This is a genomic window from Rathayibacter sp. AY1B6 (genome assembly GCF_002932755.1).
Classification (GTDB): domain Bacteria; phylum Actinomycetota; class Actinomycetes; order Actinomycetales; family Microbacteriaceae; genus Rathayibacter.
In genome coordinates this window covers 55,171-77,058 of sequence record NZ_PSWL01000009.1, presented here as the reverse complement: position 1 = coordinate 77,058, position 21,888 = coordinate 55,171, and the positions used below count along the sequence as shown (strand labels likewise).

Sequence of the window (21,888 nt, the reverse complement as noted above, 5' to 3'; positions counted from 1 at the left end):
GGGTTCCCTCGGGAGCGCTAGTGTCGTCCGGTGGGCAGCTACACCGATCTCCTGAAGACCCCCGGGGTGGGGCGCATCATCCTCGCGCAGCTGACCGCGCGCTTCCCTTTCGGGATGCTCTCGCTGGCGTTCCTCCTGCACGTGGAGCGGGTGCACCACTCCTACGCCGCCGCCGGCCTGGTGCTCGGCTCGATGTCGATCGGGCAGGCCATCGCCGGTCCGCTGACCAGCCGCCTGATGGGGCGGCTCGGGATGCGCCGCGTGCTGACGATCACCCTCGTGGTCTGCGCGGGGGCGATCATCGCGATGGCCGTGCTCCCGCTCGAGGTGTGGCAGTTCGTCGTGATCGGGTTCGTCGCCGGCCTGAGCATGCCGCCGGTGCAGCCGGCCGTGCGCACCATCTACCCCAAGATGGTCACCAGCTCGCAGCTGACCCCGCTCTTCTCGCTCGACGCCTCCGCCCAGGAGATCATCTGGGTGCTCGGCCCGGTGCTGGCGACGCTCGTGTCGATCCAGGTGTCGACGGTCGCAGGCATCCTCACCGCCGCGGTGTTCCTGATCGGCGGCGGGATCTGGTTCATCGCCTCGCCCGAGGTGGGCCGCGTCCGCATCCCGCGCTCCACGCGCCGCCTCGGCGTGGTGCTCACGAAGCCTCCGGTGCTGCTGGCCACGGTCGTCGGCTTCCTCCTGATCGGCGCCTGCTCGGCGGTCGAGGCGGGCGTCGTCGCGGTCTTCGGCGAGGGCGGAGTCGAGTCGGGCGTCGTGCTCGCCGTCTTCGCGGCGGGCTCCCTGGTCGGCGGCCTCGCCCTCGGCCACATCCCGATCAGCCGGTGGGCGACCGCGCGGCGGATGCTGATCGTCACGCTCGGCATGGGCCTGGCGGCGGTCTCGACCGACTTCTGGTGGCTGTGCGTCACGCTGTTCCTCGCCGGCATCGGCATCGCTCCCGCTCTCGCGGCGCTGTTCGCGATCACCGCCTCGAGCGTGCGCTTCTCGGACACGGCGGAGGCCTACGGCTGGGTAGGCACCGGTCAGCTGATCGGCGCGGCGCTGGGCTCCGCGATCGCCGGCGTGCAGATCGACCAGGCCGGGCCGACCGCCGCGATCGTCGTCGCCGCCGCCTTCGCCCTGGTCGGGTTCCTGGTGCCCCTGCTCGGCCGCCGATACCACCCGGATCTCCGTGGGCGCGACGCCAGCCCGCTCCCCGACACCGAGCCGGTCACCCTGCCCTCCTAGGCCGCCCCCCGGTTGTCCGGCGCCTGTCGGGCACCCTAGGGTGAAGGCCCACGGCGGGCAGGGGGGGGGCGGCATGGGGCTGCGGGAGGACGCGGAGGAGCTGGTGCGCGAGCACCGGCGCGCCGCCGCCCGGACCGATCTCCTCGACCCCTGGTCCGATCCGGAGACCCCGGAGTGGTGCAGCGAGCTCGCCACCGCGCTCTGGCAGGGGTCCTTCCGCCCGAGCCCCGTCTACTTCCGCCGCGAGGAGTCCTCCCACGCCTGGCGCGGCCCGCACTCGACCCGCCTGCACCACCTCGGCTACGGGTGGCAGCTCACCGCGCATCGCGAGCAGCACGGGGTCGTCTCCTCCGAGACGGCCGTCGTCCTCGAGACGGGCTCCCTCTGGCGCGGTCTCGGCATCGGCCGGCGCCCCGCGCGCGCGCTCCGAGGCCGGCTCGGCGTCGAGGGCCTGCAGGCGGGCCACGACGTGCACTTCGCCGTGCGCGGCATCGACGAGCGCAGCGACGCGGAGCGCGCCGAGCGGCGCCTCCTCTTCGGCGTGGCCGGTCTCGCGGCGCTGATCGAGGACGACGTGCACGTGGGACCGCACGGCGAGCTCGACTGGAGCGTCTGAGCGCACGTGCCAGCATGGGACGCATGAGCGTCCCCCTGATCCCCCTCAACGACGGCCGCGCGATCCCCCAGCTCGGGCTCGGCGTCTACAAGATCGGCGACGAGGAGGCGGCCCGCACGGTCGCCGTCGCCCTGGAGGCCGGCTACCGGCACGTCGACACCGCCACCCTCTACGGCAACGAGCGCGCAGTCGGCGAGGGGATCCGCGCGAGCGGCCTCCCCCGCGAGCAGGTCTTCGTGACGACCAAGGTCTGGAACGACGACCACGGCTTCGACGAGACGCTCGCCGCCTTCGACCGGAGCCTCGAGCTGCTCGGCACCGACTACGTCGACCTGTACCTCGTGCACTGGCCGATCCCCTCGCGCGACCGCTACGTCGACACCTACCGCGCCCTCGAGCGCCTGCAGAGCGAGGGGCGGGCGCGCTCGATCGGCGTCTCGAACTTCGCCGAGGAGCACGTGCAGCGCCTGCTCGACGAGACGGGAGTGGTGCCGGCGATCAACCAGGTCGAGCTGCACCCGCGGCTGCCCCAGGAGGAGCTGCGCGCGTTCGACGCCGCTCACGGGATCGTCACCGAGGCCTGGTCGCCGCTGGCCCGCGGGCGCCTCCTCGACGAGCCGGCCCTGGCCCGCGTCGCCGCGAAGCACGGCGTCTCGCCGGCGCAGGCGGTGCTGCGCTGGCACGTGCAGCTCGGTGTCGTCGTGATCCCGAAGTCGGTGACGCCGGAGCGGATCCGCGAGAACCTGGATGTCTTCGGCTTCGCCCTCGACGACGAGGACCTCGCCGCGATCGCCGCGCTCGCGACCGGCGAGCGCACCGGCCGCGATCCGCGCTTCGACTGAGGCTCCGGCGATGACGGCGGGGACGGCACTGCTCCTGCACGGCCTGGGCGGCTCGGGCCGGACCTGGTGGCGCCTGGCACGCGAGCTGACCGCGGCGGGCTGGAGCGTCTCCGCGCCCGACCTGCGCGGACACGGCGACGGGCCGCGCGGCGGCTCCTCCCGCCACGACGACTACGCCGACGACGCCCTGGCACAGGGGTCGTTCGACCTCGTCGTCGGGCACTCGCTCGGCGGAGCGGTCGCGGTGCGCGCCGCCGCCCGCGACGCCGGCTGGGCGGGACGCCTGGCGCTGCTGGACCCGGTGCTCCGGCTCGCTCCGGAGCAGCGGGCCGCCGTCCGCGCGGGCGAGCTCGCCGGTCTCGCGGTCTCGGCCGAGGAGCTGGCTGTCGCGCAGCCGCTCTGGGACGAGCGGGACCGAGCCGAGAAGCTCGCCGCGGTGCGGGCCGCCGATCCGTCCGCGGTCGCCGCGACGATCGACGACAACGACCCGTGGGACCTGCTGGCGGATCTGCCGGGCCTCCGCCCGCCGGTCCTCGTGCTGGCCGGCGATCCGCAGGTCGAGACGCTGCTCCCTCCCTCCCTCGCCGCCCTGGTGCTCCGCGCGAATCCGCGCATCCGCTACGCGGTCGTGGCGGGCGCGGGCCACAGTCCCCATCGCGACCACCCGGAGGAGACCCTCGCGATGCTCCGCGAGTGGGCCGAGAGCCCGGCGACGGCCTGATCCGCCCGCCGGCCCGGTCCGTGTTTCGTGCGGATGAAATCTGGCAGGGGGGACTGGGCCGCACCGTTTCCTGTGAATACCCTCGCAGAGGACGCGATCCCCTCCCAGTCTTCGGGAGGCCCGCGTCGGGGCCGCCGACGCGGCGGCCCGTTCTCGAGGAGAGGGAGCCCCAGTGGCGCGAACCACCACGAACACCCCGAGCGGCCGCCGACGCCGCTCACTGATCGGCTCGAGCGCCATGATCGGAGCGGGCGCCCTCGTCGCCGGCTTCGCCTTCGCGCCGACGGCGAGCGCCGTCGAGCCGGTCGACTTCGCCGACACCGTCACGGTCGACGGCATCATGACCCACCTGGAGGCGCTGCAGGCGATCGCGGACGCCAACGGCGGCACCCGCGCGATCGGCACCCCGGGCTACGAGCTGAGCGGCGAGTACGTCGAGAAGGTCCTCGCGGACGCCGGCTACACGACGGAGCGCCAGGAGTTCACCACCGCGACGCAGACGATCGACGCGTTCACGCTGACCACCGGTACCGGGGCCGTCGGCACCCCGATGGAGTTCACTCCGTCGACGCCCGAGGGCGGCGTGACCGGCGAGCTCATCGCCCCCGTCGATCCGCTCGGCTGCACCACGGACGCCTGGGCCGGCCTCGACGCCACCGGGAAGGTCGCACTCGTCAGCCGCGGCTCCTGCAGCTTCCTCGAGAAGTCGGTCGCCGCCGGTGCCGCCGGCGCCGCCGCGATCGTCATCTACGACAACGCGCCGAGCGACGCCCTCAACGGCACCTACGGCGGACAGGACGAGGACGCCGTCCCCGGCGTCGGCGTCACGCAGGCCGAGGGGCAGGCGCTGCTGGCGTCGCTCCCCGCGAGCGCGTCGCTCCTGATCGACCAGACGACCACCGAGGTGGAGACCTTCAACATCGTCACGGAGACCCCCGGCGGCGACCACGACAACGTGGTCATGCTCGGCGCGCACCTCGACAGCGTGCCCGCCGGCCCCGGCATCAACGACAACGGCTCCGGATCCGCGACGCTGCTCGAGACGGCGGTGCAGCTGGCCGCCGCGGGCGACACGACCAACGCGGTCCGCTTCGCCTGGTGGGGGGCCGAGGAGGTCGGCCTGGTCGGCTCCTACACCTACGTCGACTCCCTGACGGAGGAGGACGCCTCGAAGATCGCGACCTACATGAACTTCGACATGGTCGCCTCGCCGAACTACGTGATCTCGGTCTACGACGCGGACCAGTCCACCTACGAGGCCCCCGTGGAGGTGCCCGCCGGCTCGATCGCGACCGAGAAGGCGTTCACCGACTACTTCGACTCGATCGACCAGCCCTGGATCGACACCGCGTTCGACGGCCGCAGCGACTACGACGGCTTCATCTCGGTCGGCATCCCGTCCTCGGGTGTCTTCACCGGCGCCGACGACGTCAAGACGGAGGAGGAGGTCGCGCTGTTCGGCGGCACCGCCGGCATCACGCACGACCCGAACTACCACTCCGCCGCCGACGACATCGACAACATCAATCAGGAGGCGCTCGGCATCACGTCGAAGGCCATCGCCTTCGTCACCGCCTCGTTCGCCGCGGACACCTCCGCGATCGACGCCGAGAAGGACCCGACCACGCCGACTCCGACGCCGGAGCCCACCGTGGCACCGACCGCCGAGCCGACCGTCGCCCCGACCGCGCAGCCGACCGTCGCCCCGACGACCGCTCCCACCACTGCTCCGACCACTGCTCCGACCACTGCTCCGACGGCCGCTCCGACCCCGAGCAGCACGCCGACCGCCGTGGCGCCGCACCCCGGCGGCCGTCCGCCCCTGGCCTCGACGGGAGCCGACATCGGCCTGCCGCTGGGCCTCGGCGGACTGCTGATCGCCGGCGGCGTCGGCGGGCTCCTGCTCGCCGCGCTGCGCCGCCGGCGCGCCTAGCCGCCACCACCCCGGAGCCGTCCGGCCGTCGCCCCGTGCGACGCCCGGGCGGCTCCGTCGTTCCTCCCCTCCTCCCACCCCTCCCGCCCCTCCCGCCCATTGAGGGAACCCCGAACCGTCGAGACCGCCCGGTATAGCGGGCTCCCTGAGCGGTCCGGGGTTCCCTCGCGGCCGCCAGGGCTTCCGGCGGCCGGGGGACACGGTGTTCACTGGGCGCATGCGAGCCATCTGGAAGGGCGCGATCACCTTCGGCCTGGTCAACGTGCCGGTGAAGATCTACAGCGCGACCGAGGACCACGACATCCCGCTGCACCAGGTCCACGACAAGGACGGCGGGCGGATCCGGTACCAGCGCAAGTGCGAGATCTGCGGCGAGGTCGTCACCTTCGACCACATCGACAAGGCCTACGACGACGGCGAGCGCACCGTGGTCCTGTCCAAGGACGAGCTGAAGGCGCTGCCGGAGGAGCGCGACCGCGAGATCGACGTCGTGCAGTTCGTGCCCAGCGAGCAGGTCGACCCGATCATGTTCGACCGCGCCTACATCCTGGAGCCGGACTCCTCCTCCCCCAAGGCCTACGTCCTGCTGCGCCGCACCCTCGAGCAGACCGACCGCACCGCGATCGTCGAGTTCGCGCTGCGGCAGAAGACCCGCCTCGCGGCGCTGCGCGTGCGCGGCAAGCTCCTGATGCTGCAGACCCTCCTCTGGGCGGACGAGGTGCGGGAGGTCGAGTTCCCGTCGCTGGAGGGCAGCACCCGGATCGCGGCGCGCGAGCTCGAGATGTCGGCGCACCTGGTCGACTCCTACTCCGAGGACTTCGACGCCGCGAAGTTCCACGACGCGTACCAGGAGGAGCTGCGCACGCTGATCGACGCCAAGATCGAGCAGGGCGACGCCCTCGACACCGCCGCGACCTTCGGAGAGGCGCCGGAGGAGGAGGGCGGCGGCGGCGAGGTGCTCGACTTGATGGAGGCGCTCAAGCGCTCGGTCGAGCGCAGTCGCGGGGCGAAGGGCGCGCCGGCGGAGGAGGCGCCCGCCGAGAAGAAGGCCGCGACGAAGACGGCTCCGAAGAAGGCGGCGGCGAAGGCTCCTGCGAAGACCGCCGCGAAGAAGAAGCCCGCGGTGACGACGTCCGAGACGGAGAAGAGCGCCGACGCGCCTGCGAGGAAGCGGACCCCGAAGAAGACCGCGGCGGCGGAGAAGGCGGCGTCCTAGGCCCGCCTGACGCGGCCGCTCCGGGACGGACGGAGCCTCAGGCCCGCTCGGCCGCCCGGTCGGGCCCGTCGGCCGCGTCCAGCTCGTCCACGTCGTCGAGGTCGACCGCGACCGAGCTGACCAGCGCGAGCAGCGCCTCCGCGTAGGCGTTCTCGGCCGCCGCGTCCTCGAAGGTCCGCGCCCGCCCGCCGAGCTCGACCTCGACAGCGAACCGCGCCTCCGGCTCCGCGAGGCGCCGGAGGGAGCGGAAGGTCCCGCGGAGGAGCTCGCGCAGCTGGTCCTCCCGCGGCAGCCAGAGCGAGTCCTCCAGAGAGACGGAGTCGAGCGCCCACTCCGTGGTGCCGTTGAAGCCGAGGACGGTCCCGCTCGGATACTCGTGCGCCTCGATGGTCATGTCGCTGACGGTGAAGACGTCGCCGTCGAAGCCCTCCCGCTCGATCCGGAAGCGGTCACCGGTGCGGGGCGTCCAGCGCACGCCCGCCGTGCGCAGGGCACGGGCCAGCTCGAAGGAGATCATCCGACGAGTGTGGCCCGCGAAGCCGCGAACGCGCCGCGAGCGGCACCCGCGTGCCCCGATGTCGGTGGATGAGTTTACGTTCATGAAACGTCCGGTTCACAGGCCGGGCACCCGCACTGCATAGCGTGACCATGCGTGCCCCTTCCGGGGGTGCACCGGCCGCGCCGCGCGGCGACGACGCTGCGACCGCTCTTCCGAGCGGCGATCGAGAGGACCACCATGCCCGACTCTCCGACCCCGCCCGACCGCCGCCGGAGGCGCGGGCTCGGCCTGGCGGCCCTGACCGGCCTGGCCCTCGCGGCCGCTCCGCTGGTCGCGACCTCCGCCACAGCCGCACCCTCGGGCGACGAGCTCGTCATCAGCGAGGTCTTCGCCCGCGGAGGCTCCGCCGGCGCCGCGTTCAGCAACCGCTACGTGGAGCTCTACAACCCCACCGCCGCCGAGATCGCCCTCGGCGGCCTCTCGATCCAGTACCGCTCCGCGACCGGCACGGCGAACCCCACCACGACCGTGCCGCTCACCGGCTCGGTCCCCGCGGGCGGCCACTTCCTGCTCGCCGGCGCCAGCAACGGCACCAACGGCGCGGCCCTGCCGACGCCCGACCAGAGCGCGAACGGCCTCAACATGGCCGCCGCGGGCGGCACCCTCTTCCTCGTCAAGGGGACCTCGGCGCTCGTGGCGCCGCCCACCGGCGCCTCCGCACAGCCGGACGCGGTGATCGACCTCGTCGGCTACGGCACCTCGAACACCTTCGAGTCGTCCGTCGCGACGGTCCCCTCGCTCACCCAGACCATCGCCCGCGCGGACACCGCCACCGGCGACACCGACGTCAACTCGGCCGACTTCGCGCTCGGCGCACCGACCCCGCAGGCCGCGGGCGGAGGATCCGAGCCCGAGCCCACCACGCCGCCGTCGACGACTCCGCCGACCACTCCGCCGACGACCCCGCCGGCCGAGATCCCGGCCGTCTCGATCGCGGAGATCCAGGGGACCGGCGACTCGTCGCCGCTCGTCGGCAGCACCGTCACCACCTCCGGCGTCGTCACCGCCCGCTACCCGTCCGGCGGCTACAACGGCTACGTCATCCAGACCCCCGGCACCGGCGGCGAGAGCTCGCGCACGGCCTCCGACGCCGTCTTCGTCTTCTCCTCCGCCTCCGTCGGGTCGGTCGCGATCGGCGACCACCTGCGCATCACCGGCGAGGTGAGCGAGTACAACGGCCTGACCGAGCTCACCCCGACCTCGGCCGCGACCGTCGTGAAGCTCGACGCCGCCGCCGCGCCGGTCCCGGCCGCTGTCGCGCTCCCCCGCACCCCCGCCGAGCGCGAGGTGCTCGAGAGCATGCTGATCGCCCCGCAGGGCGCCTACACCGTCACCGACACCTTCGATCTGAACAGCTTCGGCTCGATCGGCCTCGCCGCCGGCACGTCCCCGCTGCTCACGCCGACCGAGGTCGCCCGCCCCGGCTCGCCGGAGCTCGCCGCCGTCGTCGCGGACAACGCCGCCCGCGCGATCACCCTCGACGACGGCGCCTCGATCAACTTCCTCGGCGCTGCCGCGAACAAGGCGATCCCGCTGCCCTACCTCACCCCGGCCGCGCCGATCCGCGTCGGTGCTCCGGCGACCTTCGCCCGCCCCGTCGTCCTCGACTACCGCAACGGCGGCTGGGCCTTCCAGCCCACCACGCAGCTGACCGTCGAGAACGCCGGCGACGTGCAGCCCGCGACCTTCGCGAACACCCGGACCGCGAAGCCCGAGGCCGTCGGCGGCGACCTGTCGATCGCGTCCTTCAACGTGCTCAACTACTTCTCCACCACCGGCGACTCGATCACCGGCTGCACCTTCTACACCGACCGTGACGGCGACCCCGTCACCGTCAACAGCGGCTGCGACGCCCGCGGAGCGGCGAACGCCGACGACCTCGAGCGCCAGCAGGCCAAGATCGTGACCGCGATCAACACCCTCGGCGCGGGCGTCGTCTCGCTCGAGGAGATCGAGAACTCGGCCAAGTTCGGCAAGCCGCGCGACGAGGCCCTCGCCACCCTGACCGCCGCGCTCAACACGGCGGCCGGCTCCGAGGTCTGGGCCTACGTCCCCTCCCCCGCAGCGCTCCCCGCGCTCGCGGACGAGGACGTCATCCGCACCGCCTTCATCTACAAGAAGGCCGTCATCGAGCCGGTCGGCGAGTCCGTCGTGCTCAACGACACGGTGAACTTCTCGAACGCCCGCAAGCCCCTCGCCCAGGAGTTCCGCCTCCTCGGCGACAGCGCCAGCGAGTTCGTCGCGATCGTGAACCACTTCAAGTCGAAGGGCTCCGGATCCGGCGCGGACGCCGACCAGGGCGACGGCCAGGGCGCCTCGAACGCCTCGCGGGTGAAGCAGGCGACCGCCCTCGTCGCCTTCGCCGACCGCCTCCGCACCGAGAAGGCCACCGAGCTCGTCTACCTGCTGGGCGACTTCAACGCCTACTCGAAGGAGGACCCGGTGAAGGTGATCACCGACGCCGGCTACATCGACCAGGGCGCGAAGGACGGCAAGTACTCGTACTCGTTCGACGGCGCGGTCGGCTCGCTCGACCACGTGTTCGCCTCGCCCGCCGCCGACAGGACGGTCACCGGGGTCGACACCTGGAACATCAACAGCGGCGAGTCCGTGGCACTGGAGTACAGCCGCTACGACTACAACGCGACGATCTTCTACGACACCTCGGCGTTCCGCTCCAGCGACCACGACCCGGTCGTCGTCGGTCTCGACCTGCCCGAGACCCAGACGGACCCGGAGCCCGAGCCCGTCACGGTCATCGACGTCGCGACCACCGCCTCCACCAAGCGCCTCGCCGTCGTGCGGACGCTGACCGTGTCGGCGGTGAACAACGGACCGGAGACGGTCTCGATCGAGATCACGACCGCCTACGGCAGCAAGACGAAGAAGACGGTCAAGCCCGGCCAGTCGTTCACGGTGAAGACCGTGACCGTCTTCACGCCGATCAAGGCCGGAACGGCGACCATCGAGGTCACCGCGCCCGACGGCACCGAGCGCGTCTACAAGCAGGCGTACCGCGGCGCCTGATCCCGCGCGACCCCTGATCCCGACGAGCTCCGGCTCCTAGAGTTCGGGGATGCCCGAGGGAGACAGTGTGCACCGTCTCGCCGCCCGCCTCAGGCGGGCGGCGGACGGTCGCACCGTCCTCGAGGGCGAGCTGCGCTCCGGGGACGCGGCAGGCACCTCCCTCGCCGGGCTGCGGATCCTCGAGCACGACACCCACGGCAAGCACCTCCTCACCCGCTTCTCCGGCGGATCGACCCTGCACACCCACCTGCGGATGCAGGGCTCCTGGACCGTGACCGCTCCGCACCGAGCGGTCCCCCGCTCGGTGCAGAAGGACGTCCGCGTCCGCCTCCGCCTCGACGACGGCTCGACCGTCTGGGGCATCGACCTCCCGGTCGTCGAACTCCTCGCCACCCGCGACGAGCCGCGCGCCGTCGGGCACCTCGGTCCCGACCCGCTCCGCGCGGACTGGGACGCCGACGAGGCCGTCGCTCGCCTCTCCCGCCTCCCGGACCGGCCGGTCGTCGCCGCACTCCTCGACCAGCGCTGCCTCGCGGGCCTCGGCAACCTCTGGGCCAACGAGGTCTGCTTCCTCCGCGGCGCCTGGCCCTGGCGGCCGATCGGCTCCCTCGACGTCCGCGCCCTCGTAGCGACCGCGGCGAGAGGCCTCCGCGCCTCCGTCACGATCCCGGGGATGTTCCAGACCACCACCGGCGGCACCCGCCGCGGCGAGCGGCACTGGGTCGCCGGGCGGGCCGGGCGCCCGTGCCTGCGCTGCGGCACGACGGTGCTCGTCCGCGAGGAGGTCCGCGACGACCCCGAGCAGCGCCGCACCTGGTGGTGCCCGCACTGCCAGTCGGAGCGGGCGACCTCCGGCTGAAGCCCGCGTATCGCGGCGAACGGCCCCTGCGTAGGCTGGCCGCATGACGAACGAGTGGGGAACTCCGGATCCGTCCGCCCGGCGAGACCGGTCCGCGGAGGCCGTCCCGGCCGCCGCCTCCGGCGAGGTGGTGGAGCCCGCCCGCGTCGAGGACGCCGAGCGCGCTCTCGCCGTGCGGGAGGTCAAGCGGCGCCGCGACCTCCTGGGCTCGGTCGGCGGTTGGGCGAGCGTCTCGGCGATCACGACCGCCGTCTGGGTCGGCACGGGTGCCGACGGCTACTTCTGGCCGATCTGGCCGATGATCGGGATCGGGATCGGCGTCGTCGGCCAGGCCGTGTCGATCTGGGGTCCCGCCCGCAAGGAGATCACCGAGGCGGACATCGCCGCCGAGATGCAGCGCCGGGAGAAGCGCGGCCGCTGATCAGTCCAGGCGGCCGACCGAGGTGACGCGGACCACGGCAGCGCCCTGCTCGTCCGACTCGGCGAGGTCGACGGTCGCCGAGATCCCCCAGTCGTGGTCGCCGGCCGGATCGTCGAGGATCTGCCGCACGAGCCACTGCGTCGGCTCCTCCGTGACGAGCAGCATCTTCGGCCCCCGGGCGTCGGGCCCGATGCCGATGCTGTCGTGCTCGTCGTAGTAGTCGTCCAGAGCGGCGCCCCACGCGTCGGCGTCGAAGCCGGCGGCGGCGTCGAGCTCGCCGAGCGCCTCGTGGTCGTCGAGGGCGGCGAGGGTCACCCGGCGGAACATCTCGTTGCGCACCAGCACGCGGAAGGCTCGGTGGTTGGCGGTGAGGCGGCGCGGAGCGGGCGGCACGATCGCCTGGTCCGCCGCGTGGAGCGCCGGATTGACCAGCTCCTCCCACTCGTCGACCAGCGAGGAGTCGACCTGGCGCACGAGCTCGCCCAGCCACTCGATCAGATCGTGCAGCTCCTCGTTCTTGAGTTCGTCCGGGATGGTCTGGCGAGCCGCGCGGAACGCGTCCGACAGGTAGCGCAGCACCAGTCCCTCCGAGCGGGAGAGCTTGTAGAAGGCGGTGTACTCGCCGAAGGACATCGCCCGCTCGTACATGTCGCGCACGACCGACTTCGGCGAGAGCTCGAAGTCCTTCACCCACGGCTGCGCGGCGGTGTAGGTCTCGAACGTCGCCTCGAGGAGCTCCTCGAGCGGCTTGGGGTGCGTGACGGACTCGAGCAGCTCCATCCGCTCCTCGTACTCGATCCCCTCGGCCTTCATCGCGGCGACGGCCTCGCCGCGGGCCTGGAACTGCTGGGCCCCGAGGATCGGGCGCGGGTCGTCGAGGGTCGCCTCGAGCACCGAGATCACGTCGAGCGCGAAGCTCGGCGACTCCGGGTCGAGGACGTCGAACACGGCCAGCGCGAACGGCGAGAGCGGCTGGTTGAGCGCGAAGTTCGGCTGCAGGTCGACGGTCAGGCGGATGCGGGTCACGCCGTCGGCGCCGACGCTCTGCTCGACCACGCCCGCCTCCCGCAGCGTCCGGTAGATGCCCAGCGCCCGCCGGGCGATCTGCAGCTGCCGCTTCCACGGCTCGTGGTTGTCGAAGATCAGGGCGTGCACGTTCGCGTAGGCGTCGCCGCCGCGGGCGATCACGTTCAGCAGCATCGCCGAGGTGATCGTCATGTGCGAGGTCAGCGTCTCGGGCTCCGCGTCGACGAGCTTGCGGAAGCTCGGCTCCCCCCAGCTGACGAAGCCCTGCGGCGCGCGCTTGGCGACCCACTTCCTCCGCTTCTTCGGGTCGTCGCCCATCTTGTCGAGAGCCTTCCGGTTCTCGGACTCGTGCTCGGGAGCCTGCACGACCACGGTCCCGGCGGTGTCGTAGCCGGCGCGACCGGCGCGGCCGGCGATCTGGTGGAACTCGCGGGCCGAGAGCTGGCGCGTCCGGGTGCCGTCGTACTTGGTCAGCGCCGTGAGCAGAACGGTGCGGATGGGGACGTTGATGCCGACGCCGAGGGTGTCCGTGCCGCAGATCACGCGCAGCATGCCCTGCTGGGCGAGCTGCTCGACCAGCCGGCGGTACTTCGGCAGCATGCCGGCGTGGTGCACGCCGATCCCCAGGCGGAGCAGGCGGGAGAGGGTCTTGCCGAACGCGGTGGTGAACCGGAAGCCGCCGATCACCTCGGCGATGCGGTCGCGGTGCTCCCGGGTGGCGATGTTCGCGCTGGTGAGCGCCTGTGCGCGCTCGAGAGCGGCCGCCTGGGAGAAGTGCACGACGTAGACCGGCGACTGGTTCGTCGAGAGCAGCTCCTCGATGGAGTCGTGGATCGGCGCGATCTCGTAGAAGTAGTGCAGCGGCACCGGGCGCTCGACGCCGGTGACCCGGGCGGTCTCCCGCCCCGTGCGGCGGCTGAGGTCGGCGGCGAGCGCCGTCACGTCGCCGAGGGTGGCCGACATCAGCACGAACTGCACGTGCGGGAGGGTGAGCAGCGGCACCTGCCAGGCCCAGCCGCGCGCCGGGTCCGCGTAGAAGTGGAACTCGTCCATCACGACCTGGTCGACCGGGGTGTCCTCGCCGTGCCGGAGCGCCAGGTTCGCGAGGATCTCGGCCGTGCAGCAGATGATCGGCGCGTCGGCGTTCACCGAGGAGTCGCCGGTGACCATCCCGACGTTGGAGGCGCCGAAGACGTCGACCAGCGCGAAGAACTTCTCGGAGACGAGCGCCTTGATCGGCGCGGTGTAGAAGCTGCGGCGCCCGGAGGCGAGCGCCGCGGCGTGCGCGCCGATCGCGACGAGCGACTTGCCGGTGCCGGTGGGCGTCGAGAGGATCAGGTTCGCCCCGGAGGCGATCTCGAGCATGGACTCGTCCTGCGCCGGGTAGAGCGGGAGGCCGCGCGACTCCGCCCACTCGGTGAAGGCCAGGTAGACCGCGTCGTCGTCGACGCGCCCGTCCGCGTCGGGCGTCGGCATCCGGTCGAGCAGCGTCGAGGTCATCCCCCCATCCTCCCAGCCCGAGGCCCGCGAGTCGGTGACCGGGCCGCTACACCGCCGGAGCGAGAGCCCCGTCGACGAGTCCGACGACGCGGTCGGCGTCGGCCAGCACGGCGGGGTCGTGCGAGACGCAGACCACGGTCGCGCCGCGGTCCGCCTCCGCGCGCAGGACCGACCGGATCCGCTCCGCACTCGCCGAGTCGAGGCCGGTGGTGGGCTCGTCCAGGAGCAGCAGGTCAGCCCCGCGGGCGAGCCCCTGGGCGAGGAGCGCCCGCTGCCGCTGACCGCCGGAGAGCACCGCGAAGGGCTCCCGGGCGAGCGCGGCGATCTCCATCCGGTCGAGCGCGGTGGCGATCGCGTCCGCTGCGCGCGCGTCGCTGCGGCGGAGGCGGCCGAGCCGGCCCCAGGTCCCCACCGCCACCACGTCGCGCACCGTCACCGGGAGCCGGTCCGGGATCGACGCCCGCTGCGGCACGAAGGCGATCGCTCCGGTGACGTCCCGCGTGCCGGACGTCAGAGGACGCACTCCGGCGATCACCTCCAGCAGCGTCGACTTGCCGGCGCCGTTCGGCCCGGCGATCGCGGTGAGCGAGCCCGCGGCGACGTCGAGATCGACGCCCGCGAGAGCGCGGTGGGAGCCGAAGTCGACGTGCGCGCCTCGGAGGCGGACAGGGGGCGCGGGCAGGGGTGGGACGTCCATCCCGACGAGCGTACACGGATGATAACCGTTCTCATTATCGTGTACGGTCGGACACCATGCTCAGCCTCCTCGCCGGAATCCTCGAGCCGTTCGCTCTCGACTTCCTCCAGCGCGCCCTCCTCGGCGGCGTCCTCGTCGCGGTCCTCTGCGGCGTCGTCGGCACCTGGGTGGTCCTCCGCGGGATGGCCTTCCTCGGCGAGGCGCTCGCCCACGGGATGCTCCCCGGCGTCGCCCTCGCGACGGTGCTCGGCGCTCCCGTCCTCGTGGGCGGCGCGGCCAGTGCGGTGCTGATGAGCCTCGGCATCGCGGCCCTGCAGCGGCGCGGACGCCTGTCCTACGACACCAGCATCGGCCTGCTCTTCGTCGCCATGCTGGCGCTGGGCGTCATCGTCGTCTCGCACTCGGGCAGCTTCGCCACGGACGCGACCTCGATCCTCTTCGGCGACATCCTCGCGATCACCCCCGTCGACATCGGGCTGCTCGCCGCCGCCGCCGGAGCCGGCCTCCTCGTCGCAGCGGCCTTCCACCGCCCGCTCGTCGCCCTGGCACTGGATCCGCGCATCGCCGCGGTGCTCGGCCTCGGTCCGCGCTCGGCTCAGGCCGCGCTGGTCGGCCTGGTGACCCTCGCCGTCGTCGCCTCCTACCAGGCGGTCGGCTCGCTCCTCGTCGTCGGACTGCTGCTGGCCCCCGCGGTCGCCGCCGGGCACTGGACCACCCGCATCCCGACCCGGATGCTGCTCGCGTCAGTCCTCGGCGCGGCCTCCGTGCTCGTCGGCCTGCTCGTCTCCTGGCACGCGGCGACGGCCGCGGGCGCCTCGGTCGCCGGCTCGGCCGTCGCGGTCGCCGCCGTGTCCTGGGCGGTCCGCTCGGCCGCGTCGGCTCTCGCGTCCCGGTCGGACCCTCGGCCGGTCGCCGCATGAGACCTCCCCGGCACCGCCCCTCCCCCGCTCCCTCTCGAAAGGACTCCGTGCACTCCCGAACCACCGCCACCGCCCTCCTGGGCGCTCTCGCGCTCGGCCTGGCCGCCTGCTCGACCGACGCCTCCGCGCCGGCCGCTGACGACACGGGCTCCGGGCACGGCGCCGTCGCGAACGCCGCCGAGCTCGCCGAGCCGAGACTCGGGCTGACCACGATCGATCCCACCGGCGCCGTGTCGCACCTCGACCTCCTCGACGAGACGGTCACCGGCCTCGGCACCATCGGCGCCCCGAGCGCGATGACGACCGACGGCCGCTACCTCTTCGCGCAGACCGACGCGGGCGTCGAGATCGTCGACAGCGGCGTGTGGACCTGGGACCACGTCGACCACTTCCACTACTACCGCGCGGACCCCCGCCTGATCGGCACGGTCGAGGGCTCCGGGACGGCCGTCGTCGCCACGACGAACCTCTCGACCACCGGCGGCACCGGACTCTTCTTCCCCGACTCCGGCGAGGCGGTCCTACTCGACACCGAGGCGCTGTCGACGGGCGCGATCGTCGAGCGGTTCCGGAAGGACCTCGAGCCCGGACCGGGGATGGTCGTGCCCGTCGGCTCCTCCGCGCTGGTGACCGAGGGCTCCGGCCCCGCGGCGGCCGTCGCCGGCTACGACTCGGACGGCGAGTTCACGGGCCTCCGCGAAGGCTGCCCCGACCCCGCCGGGACGATCACGACCCGCGTCGGCGCCGTCGTCGGCTGCTCCGACGGCGCGCTCCTGGCGTCGATCGAGGGCGAGGAGCTCGTCGTCGAGCGGATCCCCTACCCCGCCGGCACCACCGCACCACCCGCCACGTCGTTCGACAACCGCGAGGGCCGCCCCACGGTCGCCGGTCTCGCCGGCGACGCGGGCATCTGGCTCCTCGACACCCGGGAGCGCTCGTGGACCCTCCTCCCCTCTCCCGCACCGCTCGCGCAGGTCACCGCGGTCGACGACGCGGACGAGACCGTCCTCGCCCTCGCCGCCGACGGACGCGTCCTGGTGCTCGACGGCTCCGACGGCGCGGTCCTCGCCGAGACCGCGCCCCTCGTCGCGGACACGACCGCGGACGGCTCGCGGCCCGTCCTGATCGCCGATCAGCAGCGGGCCTACGTCAGCGCGCCCGCCGAGCGGAGGCTGCACGAGATCGACTACGCGGACGGCGCCCGCCTCGCCCGCACCTTCGAGACCGCCTCCGAGCCGGCCTTCACGGCGGAGACGGGCCGATGAGGCGCCGCTGGGCGCTCGCGTCCGCCGCGGCGGTCCTGCTCCTGTCGGGCTGCACCGCCGCGGAGGAGGACGACCGGCCGCTCGTCATCGTCTCCACCAACATCCTCGGCGACGTCGTGGGCGAGCTCGTCGGCGACGAGGCGCAGGTCGTCACGTTGATGAAGCCGGACGCCGACCCGCACTCCTTCGAGATCTCGGCGCAGGAGGCGGCGCGCCTGCGCTCCGCCGACCTCGTCGTCTCGAACGGGCTCGGACTCGAGGAGGGCCTGCAGCAGCACCTCGACGAGGCCTCGGGAGAGGACGTTCCCGCGTTCGTCGCCGGCGACGCCGTCGACGTCCTCGACTACGGCGAGGGCGACGCGGAGGGGAGCCCGGACTCGCACTTCTGGACGGACCCCGGCCGGATGATCGACGTCGTCGACTCCCTCGGGCCCGTGCTCGCCGCGCTCGACGGCGTCGATCCGGCCGCCGTCCGGGACCGGACGGACGGCTACCGCGCCGAGCTCGAGCGGCTCGACTCCGAAATGGCCGCCGCGTTCGCCGCGATCCCCGCCGAGCGCCGCGCCCTCGTCACCAACCACCACGTCTTCGGGTACCTCGCCGAGCGCTTCGACTTCGACGTCGTCGGCGCCGTCATCCCCGGAGGCACGACCCTCGCGGCGCCGTCCGCCTCCGACCTCGCCGACCTCGTCGACGCGGTCGAGCGGACCGGCGTCCCCACGATCTTCGCGGAGTCCTCGTCTCCCGACCGCCTGGTCCAGGCGCTCGCGAGCGAGGCCGACATCCGCGTCGAGGTGGTCGAGCTGTTCACGGAGTCCCTGACGGGGCCCGAGGGCGGCGCTCCCGACTACCTCGCCATGATGCGCGTCAACACGCAGCGCATCGCCACCGGGCTCTCCCCGTGAGCCCTCCGATCCACCACCAGGAAGAAGAAGCACCCATGCAGAACACCCACGTCCGGCAGGCGGGCCTCGGCCTGATCGCCGCCTGCTCGATCACGGTCCTCGCGGCCTGCTCGTCGAGCTCGACCCCCGCCGCCGAGTCGTCGGCGTCCACCGCACCGGCCACCGAGGCCGCGGCGTCCACCGGAGCCCGCGTCGCCGTCGCCTACGAGGGCGGCGTCCTCGTCCTCGACGGCGAGACCCTCGAGACCGTCGCGGACCTGGACTCCGAGGAGTTCACCCGCCTCAACCCCGCCGGCGACGGCCGCCACGTCCTGGTCACCGTGAGCGACGGGTTCCAGCTCCTCGACACCGCCGCCGGCACCGGCGGTGAGCCGGAGCTGACGGACATCGTCTTCCCCGCGGACACCCCGGGCCACGTCGTCCGGCACGCCGGGAGGACCGTCCTCTACGCCGACGGCACGAGCGACACGACCGTCCTCGAGACCGCCGACCTGGCGGCCTCGGACGGGATGCCCGCGACCGAGACCATCCCGGGAGTCGAGGCGCACCACGGCGTCTCGATCGTCCTCGAGGACGGCACCCTCCTCACCACGGTCGGCGACGCCGACGGGCGCACCGGCATCGAGGTGCGCGACGCCTCCGGCGCCGTGACGGCCACGAACGACCAGTGCCCCGGAGTCCACGGAGAGGGCACGGCCGAGAACGAGGTCGTCGTCTTCGGCTGCGAGAACGGCGCCCTGGTCTACGACGACGGCGAGATCACCAAGCTCGAGGCGCCGGACCAGCCGTACGGCCGCACGGGCAACGCCTGGGTCAGCGAGACCAGCCCGATCATCGTCGGCGATTACAAGGACGACCGCGACGCCGAGGGCTACCTCCTGCACCGCGTCGCCCTGATCGACACCGAGGCGAAGACCCTGGACGTCGTCGACCTGCCCGAGGGCGTCGAGTACACCTTCCGCGGCGTCGCCCGCGGCCCCGACGACCTGGCGTACATGATCGCCTCCGACGGCGCGATCCACGTCCTCGACCCGGAGACCGGCGAGCCGACCGCCTCCTACCCCGTCGTCGACGCCTGGGAGAGCCCGGTCGAGTGGCAGGACCCTCACCCCGCGATCGCCGTCGCCGGAGACGTCGCCTACGTGACCGACCCGGCCGCCGACAGCATCCACGCCGTCGACCTCACCACCGGAGAGGTCGTCGCCACGGGCGAGCTCGACGTCACGCCGAACGAGATCGCCGTCGCCGCGAGCTGACGACCGGCGCGGAGGAGGGGCGAGGGGCCGTGGGCTCCGCGCCCCTCCTGTTCACCTGCGGGGTGCAGGATCTCGGCATGACGACCGACTTCGATCTCGACCAGGTGGTGCGCGACGTGACCGCGAACGTGCGCAAGAAGTTCCCCGACCACTCCGAGGAGCAGGTCGCGCCGCTCGTGCGCGAGGAGCTCGCGGGGCTGCAGGACCGGCCCGTGCAGGACTACCTGACGGTCCTCACGGAGCGGGCGGTCAAGCGCCGCCTCAAGCGCGAGGCGCGCGGAGAGTAGCCCGGATCAGGCGAGCGCCCGCTCGATCGACGCCCGCAGCACCGGAGCCGGCCGGAGAGCGCCCGCCTCCTCCGCCTCGAGGAGCGCCTGCGCGTCCGCCGGGCTGTGCTCGCGGTACCAGCGGTCGACCGGGACGCCGTGCGCCGGCCGGCTCAGCACCTCGACGGCATCGCCCGCCTCCACCGATCCGCGGTGCAGCACCCGCAGGTACGCGCCCGTACGCCCCTCGTCCGCGAAGCGCTTGACCCACTGAGGCTCTCCGAGGGCCCGTTGGAACGTCGCGCACGGCGTCCGCGGCATCGTCACCTCGACCTCGACCGCCGCGCCGATCCGCCAGCGCTCGCCGATCACGGCGCCGCTCACGTCGAGGCCCTCGATCCGCAGGTTCTCGCCGAACATCCCCGCCGCCACCGGCCGACCCAGTCGCTCCGCCCACCAGAGCGCGTCCTCGTCGGAGTAGGCGTAGAGCGCCTTGTCGAGGCCGCCGTGGTGCGCGCGATCGGCCTGCACATCGCCGTAGAGGCCCAGATCGCGCACGCCGACAGGACCCTCGACCGGCCGCTTGTCGATCGCGGTCACGCCGACCGTGCCGGAGTCGGGCAGGAGGCGGGCGACGCGGCACACGGCGAGCAGGCGGGGCATGCCGCCATGGTGCCAGCACTAGGCTCGCCGCGTGCGCGACGCGACCGCTTCTCCCCGGCTCGACCCCCTCCTCCTCGACGGCCTCGCCGAGGGGTACGCCGGGGACACGGGCGCCCGGGAGCACGCCGAAGGACTGCGCTTCGCCGGCACCGACCTCACCGGCGCCGATCTCACCGCGGCCTCCTTCAGCGAGTGCGTGCTGGAGGGAGTGGTCCTGGGCGGCGCCCAGCTGCGGGCCGCGTCGATCGCGGAGTCGCGGCTGGAGCGGCTGGACGTCCCCGGGCTCTCGGCGCCGCGGAGCCGGCTCCGATCCGTCGAGCTGCTCGCCTCGCGGCTGGGCTCGGCCGAGCTCTACGAGAGCACCTGGGAGCAGGTGCGCGTGGCCGACTGCAAGCTCGGCTACCTGAACCTCCGCGGCGCCGCGGTGCGCGACGTGCTGCTCGAGCGCTGCACGATCGACGAGCTCGACCTGGCGGGTGCGACCGGCACGCGGCTGCGCCTGGTCGACTGCGACGTCCGCTCGCTCGATCTCTCCCGGGCACGGATCGAGCACCTCGATCTGCGCGGTGCCGGGCTGCACGTGCTCACCGGGCTCGACGGCCTCCGCGGAGCCACCCTCTCGGAGCTGCAGCTCAGCCTCCTGCTGCCGCTGTTCGCGGAGCACTTCGGGGTGCGGGTGGGCTGAGCCGCCGGTCCGCCTAGCCCCGGTCCGGCCGGCGCCGGCGCGCGATCAGCCGCGTCAGAGCGCGGCGGCCGAGGAGGAACACGGCCAGCACGACGGCCGTCACGATCACGAAGCTCCACTGCACGCCCTGCCCGGAGGCGATCCTCAGGAGCATCCCGCCGGCGACGGTCACCGCCCAGACGACGAGCCCGGCGGGCACGATCCGGTCCGGCGCGCGCCACGAGCGCGTGACGACCCAGCCGAGCAGCAGCGCCGCCAGGAACGGCCAGAGCGTGGTGAGCAGGCCGATCAGCGCCGACCCCTCGTCGTGGCTCCCGCGGCCGATCAGCACGAAGACCAGGACGAGCGCGGCGTCGAGGGCGAGGCCGAGCCCCGCGTGCCGGGTCATGCGGGCTCCGTCACGAAGTCGATGAGCTGCTCGACCCGGCCCAGGAGCGCCGGCTCCAGGTCCTGGAAGGTGCGGACCCGGCCGAGGATGCGCTGCCAGGCGCGCGCGATGTCGGCCTGCTCCTCGTGCGGCCAGCCGAGCGCCTCGCAGATCCCGTGCTTCCACTCGGTTCCGCGAGGGATCTCGGGCCAGCGCTCCAGGCCGATCCGGCCGGGCTTCACGGCCTGCCAGACGTCGATGTAGGGGTGGCCGACGACGAGGACGTGGGCGCCGTGCGGACCGGCGGCGACCTGTTCGGCGATCCGCGACTCCTTCGAGCCGCGCACCAGGTGGTCGACGAGCACGCCGATGCGGCGCCCCGGACCGGGCCGGAACTCTCGCACCAGCTCGTCGAGGTTGTCGACGCCCTCGATGTACTCGACGACGACGCCCTCGACCCGCAGGTCGTGGCCCCAGACCTTCTCGACCAGCTCGGCGTCGTGCCGGCCCTCGACGTAGATGCGGCTGGGCAGGGCGACCCGTGCCTTCGCGTCGGCGACGTGGAAGGAGCCGGAGGCGGAGCGCGCGCGACCGAGGCCGGCGTCGCGCTTCAGCCCGGGCGCCTTGAGCGACACCGGCTTCCCCTCGAGGAGGAACCCGGGCCCCAGCGGGAACACGCGGACCTTGCCGAACCGGTCCTCCAGCCGCACCATCCGCAGCTCCACTCCGAGCACGGCGCCCACGAAGCCGGAGGCGACCTCCTCGACCACCAGATCGCGCTCGGCCTCGACCACCGCCACCTCGACCCTGCCGCGGGCGCGCCAGTCGCCGGCGAGCACGTCCTGCCCGTACCTGTCCTCGTCCATCGCACCGAGGGTAGCCGGAGGCGCGCGGGGCGCCGCGCGGAC

Annotated in this window: 21 protein-coding genes; 15 read left to right on the top strand and 6 right to left on the bottom strand. The window is 73.3% G+C overall.

The window, feature by feature from the left end:
• Positions 1 to 30: 30 nt before the first annotated feature.
• The 6 genes from C5D08_RS06705 to C5D08_RS06680 all read left to right on the top strand — a co-directional run bounded on the left by C5D08_RS06705 (position 31) and on the right by C5D08_RS06680 (position 6,564).
• On the top strand, positions 31 to 1,236 hold the full coding sequence (locus tag C5D08_RS06705; RefSeq protein ID WP_104276371.1) for an MFS transporter: 1,206 nt from the start codon (positions 31 to 33) through the stop codon (positions 1,234 to 1,236).
• A gap of 73 nt (positions 1,237 to 1,309) precedes the next feature.
• Positions 1,310 to 1,852, top strand: a complete 543-nt coding sequence (locus C5D08_RS06700) for a hypothetical protein (protein WP_104276370.1) — start codon at positions 1,310 to 1,312, stop codon at positions 1,850 to 1,852.
• 14 nt (positions 1,853 to 1,866) lie between these two features.
• Positions 1,867 to 2,694, top strand: a complete 828-nt coding sequence (locus C5D08_RS06695) for an aldo/keto reductase (protein WP_258067340.1) — start codon at positions 1,867 to 1,869, stop codon at positions 2,692 to 2,694.
• A gap of 10 nt (positions 2,695 to 2,704) precedes the next feature.
• Complete coding sequence (locus tag C5D08_RS06690; protein WP_104276369.1) at positions 2,705 to 3,415, top strand: alpha/beta fold hydrolase; 711 nt, start codon at positions 2,705 to 2,707, stop codon at positions 3,413 to 3,415.
• 172 nt (positions 3,416 to 3,587) lie between these two features.
• Complete coding sequence (locus tag C5D08_RS06685) at positions 3,588 to 5,348, top strand: M28 family peptidase (RefSeq protein ID WP_104276368.1); 1,761 nt, start codon at positions 3,588 to 3,590, stop codon at positions 5,346 to 5,348.
• Positions 5,349 to 5,565: 217 nt separating this feature from the next.
• Complete coding sequence (locus C5D08_RS06680) at positions 5,566 to 6,564, top strand: Ku protein (protein WP_104276367.1); 999 nt, start codon at positions 5,566 to 5,568, stop codon at positions 6,562 to 6,564.
• A 37-nt stretch (positions 6,565 to 6,601) separates the two neighbouring features.
• Here C5D08_RS06680 and C5D08_RS06675 read toward each other — a convergent pair whose 3' ends face one another.
• A complete protein-coding gene (locus tag C5D08_RS06675) occupies positions 6,602 to 7,081 on the bottom strand; it encodes a pilus assembly protein CpaE (RefSeq protein ID WP_258067339.1) in 480 nt (159 codons plus the stop codon).
• 219 nt (positions 7,082 to 7,300) lie between these two features.
• Here C5D08_RS06675 and C5D08_RS06670 point away from each other — a divergent pair, with 219 nt between their 5' ends.
• From C5D08_RS06670 to C5D08_RS06660, 3 genes are read left to right on the top strand one after another with little or no spacing between them, the layout of a single operon-like run.
• Positions 7,301 to 10,150 carry an ExeM/NucH family extracellular endonuclease gene (locus tag C5D08_RS06670; RefSeq protein WP_104276366.1) on the top strand — a complete coding sequence of 950 codons (2,850 nt, stop codon included), beginning with the start codon at positions 7,301 to 7,303 and terminating at the stop codon, positions 10,148 to 10,150.
• Between the two features lie 49 nt (positions 10,151 to 10,199).
• Positions 10,200 to 11,009 (top strand): DNA-formamidopyrimidine glycosylase family protein, encoded by an 810-nt coding sequence (locus C5D08_RS06665; RefSeq protein WP_104276365.1) that lies wholly within the window; start codon positions 10,200 to 10,202, stop codon positions 11,007 to 11,009.
• A gap of 43 nt (positions 11,010 to 11,052) precedes the next feature.
• The gene (locus C5D08_RS06660; protein ID WP_104276364.1) at positions 11,053 to 11,430 is read left to right on the top strand and encodes a 2TM domain-containing protein; all 378 of its coding nucleotides are present in this window, start codon (positions 11,053 to 11,055) and stop codon (positions 11,428 to 11,430) included.
• Here C5D08_RS06660 and C5D08_RS06655 read toward each other — a convergent pair whose 3' ends face one another.
• Positions 11,431 to 13,956, bottom strand: coding sequence for an RNA helicase (locus tag C5D08_RS06655; protein WP_104276363.1), 2,526 nt, complete (start codon positions 13,954 to 13,956; stop codon positions 11,431 to 11,433).
• Between the two features lie 46 nt (positions 13,957 to 14,002).
• Positions 14,003 to 14,653, bottom strand: coding sequence for a zinc ABC transporter ATP-binding protein AztA (gene aztA, locus C5D08_RS06650; protein WP_104276362.1), 651 nt, complete (start codon positions 14,651 to 14,653; stop codon positions 14,003 to 14,005).
• Between the two features lie 56 nt (positions 14,654 to 14,709).
• Between aztA and aztB the strand changes: the two genes are divergently transcribed.
• From aztB to C5D08_RS06625, 5 genes are all read left to right on the top strand, one after another.
• Positions 14,710 to 15,573 (top strand): zinc ABC transporter permease AztB, encoded by an 864-nt coding sequence (aztB, locus tag C5D08_RS06645; RefSeq protein ID WP_104276361.1) that lies wholly within the window; start codon positions 14,710 to 14,712, stop codon positions 15,571 to 15,573.
• A 47-nt stretch (positions 15,574 to 15,620) separates the two neighbouring features.
• The gene (locus C5D08_RS06640) at positions 15,621 to 16,838 is read left to right on the top strand and encodes an ABC transporter (RefSeq protein ID WP_104276360.1); all 1,218 of its coding nucleotides are present in this window, start codon (positions 15,621 to 15,623) and stop codon (positions 16,836 to 16,838) included.
• Complete coding sequence (gene aztC / locus C5D08_RS06635) at positions 16,835 to 17,743, top strand: zinc ABC transporter substrate-binding protein AztC (protein ID WP_104276359.1); 909 nt, start codon at positions 16,835 to 16,837, stop codon at positions 17,741 to 17,743. The genes C5D08_RS06640 and aztC overlap by 4 nt, the downstream gene beginning before the upstream one ends.
• Positions 17,744 to 17,778: 35 nt before the next feature.
• Positions 17,779 to 18,999, top strand: a complete 1,221-nt coding sequence (gene aztD, locus C5D08_RS06630; protein WP_104276358.1) for a zinc metallochaperone AztD — start codon at positions 17,779 to 17,781, stop codon at positions 18,997 to 18,999.
• 77 nt (positions 19,000 to 19,076) lie between these two features.
• Complete coding sequence (locus C5D08_RS06625) at positions 19,077 to 19,286, top strand: three-helix bundle dimerization domain-containing protein (protein WP_068254857.1); 210 nt, start codon at positions 19,077 to 19,079, stop codon at positions 19,284 to 19,286.
• 6 nt (positions 19,287 to 19,292) lie between these two features.
• Here C5D08_RS06625 and C5D08_RS06620 read toward each other — a convergent pair whose 3' ends face one another.
• Positions 19,293 to 19,928, bottom strand: a complete 636-nt coding sequence (locus C5D08_RS06620; protein ID WP_104276356.1) for an MOSC domain-containing protein — start codon at positions 19,926 to 19,928, stop codon at positions 19,293 to 19,295.
• Positions 19,929 to 19,959: 31 nt separating this feature from the next.
• Between C5D08_RS06620 and C5D08_RS06615 the strand changes: the two genes are divergently transcribed.
• Positions 19,960 to 20,613, top strand: coding sequence for a pentapeptide repeat-containing protein (locus C5D08_RS06615; RefSeq protein WP_104276355.1), 654 nt, complete (start codon positions 19,960 to 19,962; stop codon positions 20,611 to 20,613).
• A gap of 13 nt (positions 20,614 to 20,626) precedes the next feature.
• Here the strand turns inward: C5D08_RS06615 and C5D08_RS06610 are convergent, their stop codons facing one another.
• Entirely contained in the window at positions 20,627 to 21,001 is a 375-nt protein-coding gene (locus C5D08_RS06610; RefSeq protein ID WP_104276354.1) for a DUF3054 domain-containing protein, read from the bottom strand.
• Positions 20,998 to 21,846, bottom strand: a complete 849-nt coding sequence (locus C5D08_RS06605) for a DUF3097 domain-containing protein (protein ID WP_104226898.1) — start codon at positions 21,844 to 21,846, stop codon at positions 20,998 to 21,000. The genes C5D08_RS06610 and C5D08_RS06605 overlap by 4 nt, the downstream gene beginning before the upstream one ends.
• Between the last annotated feature and the right edge of the window lie 42 nt (positions 21,847 to 21,888).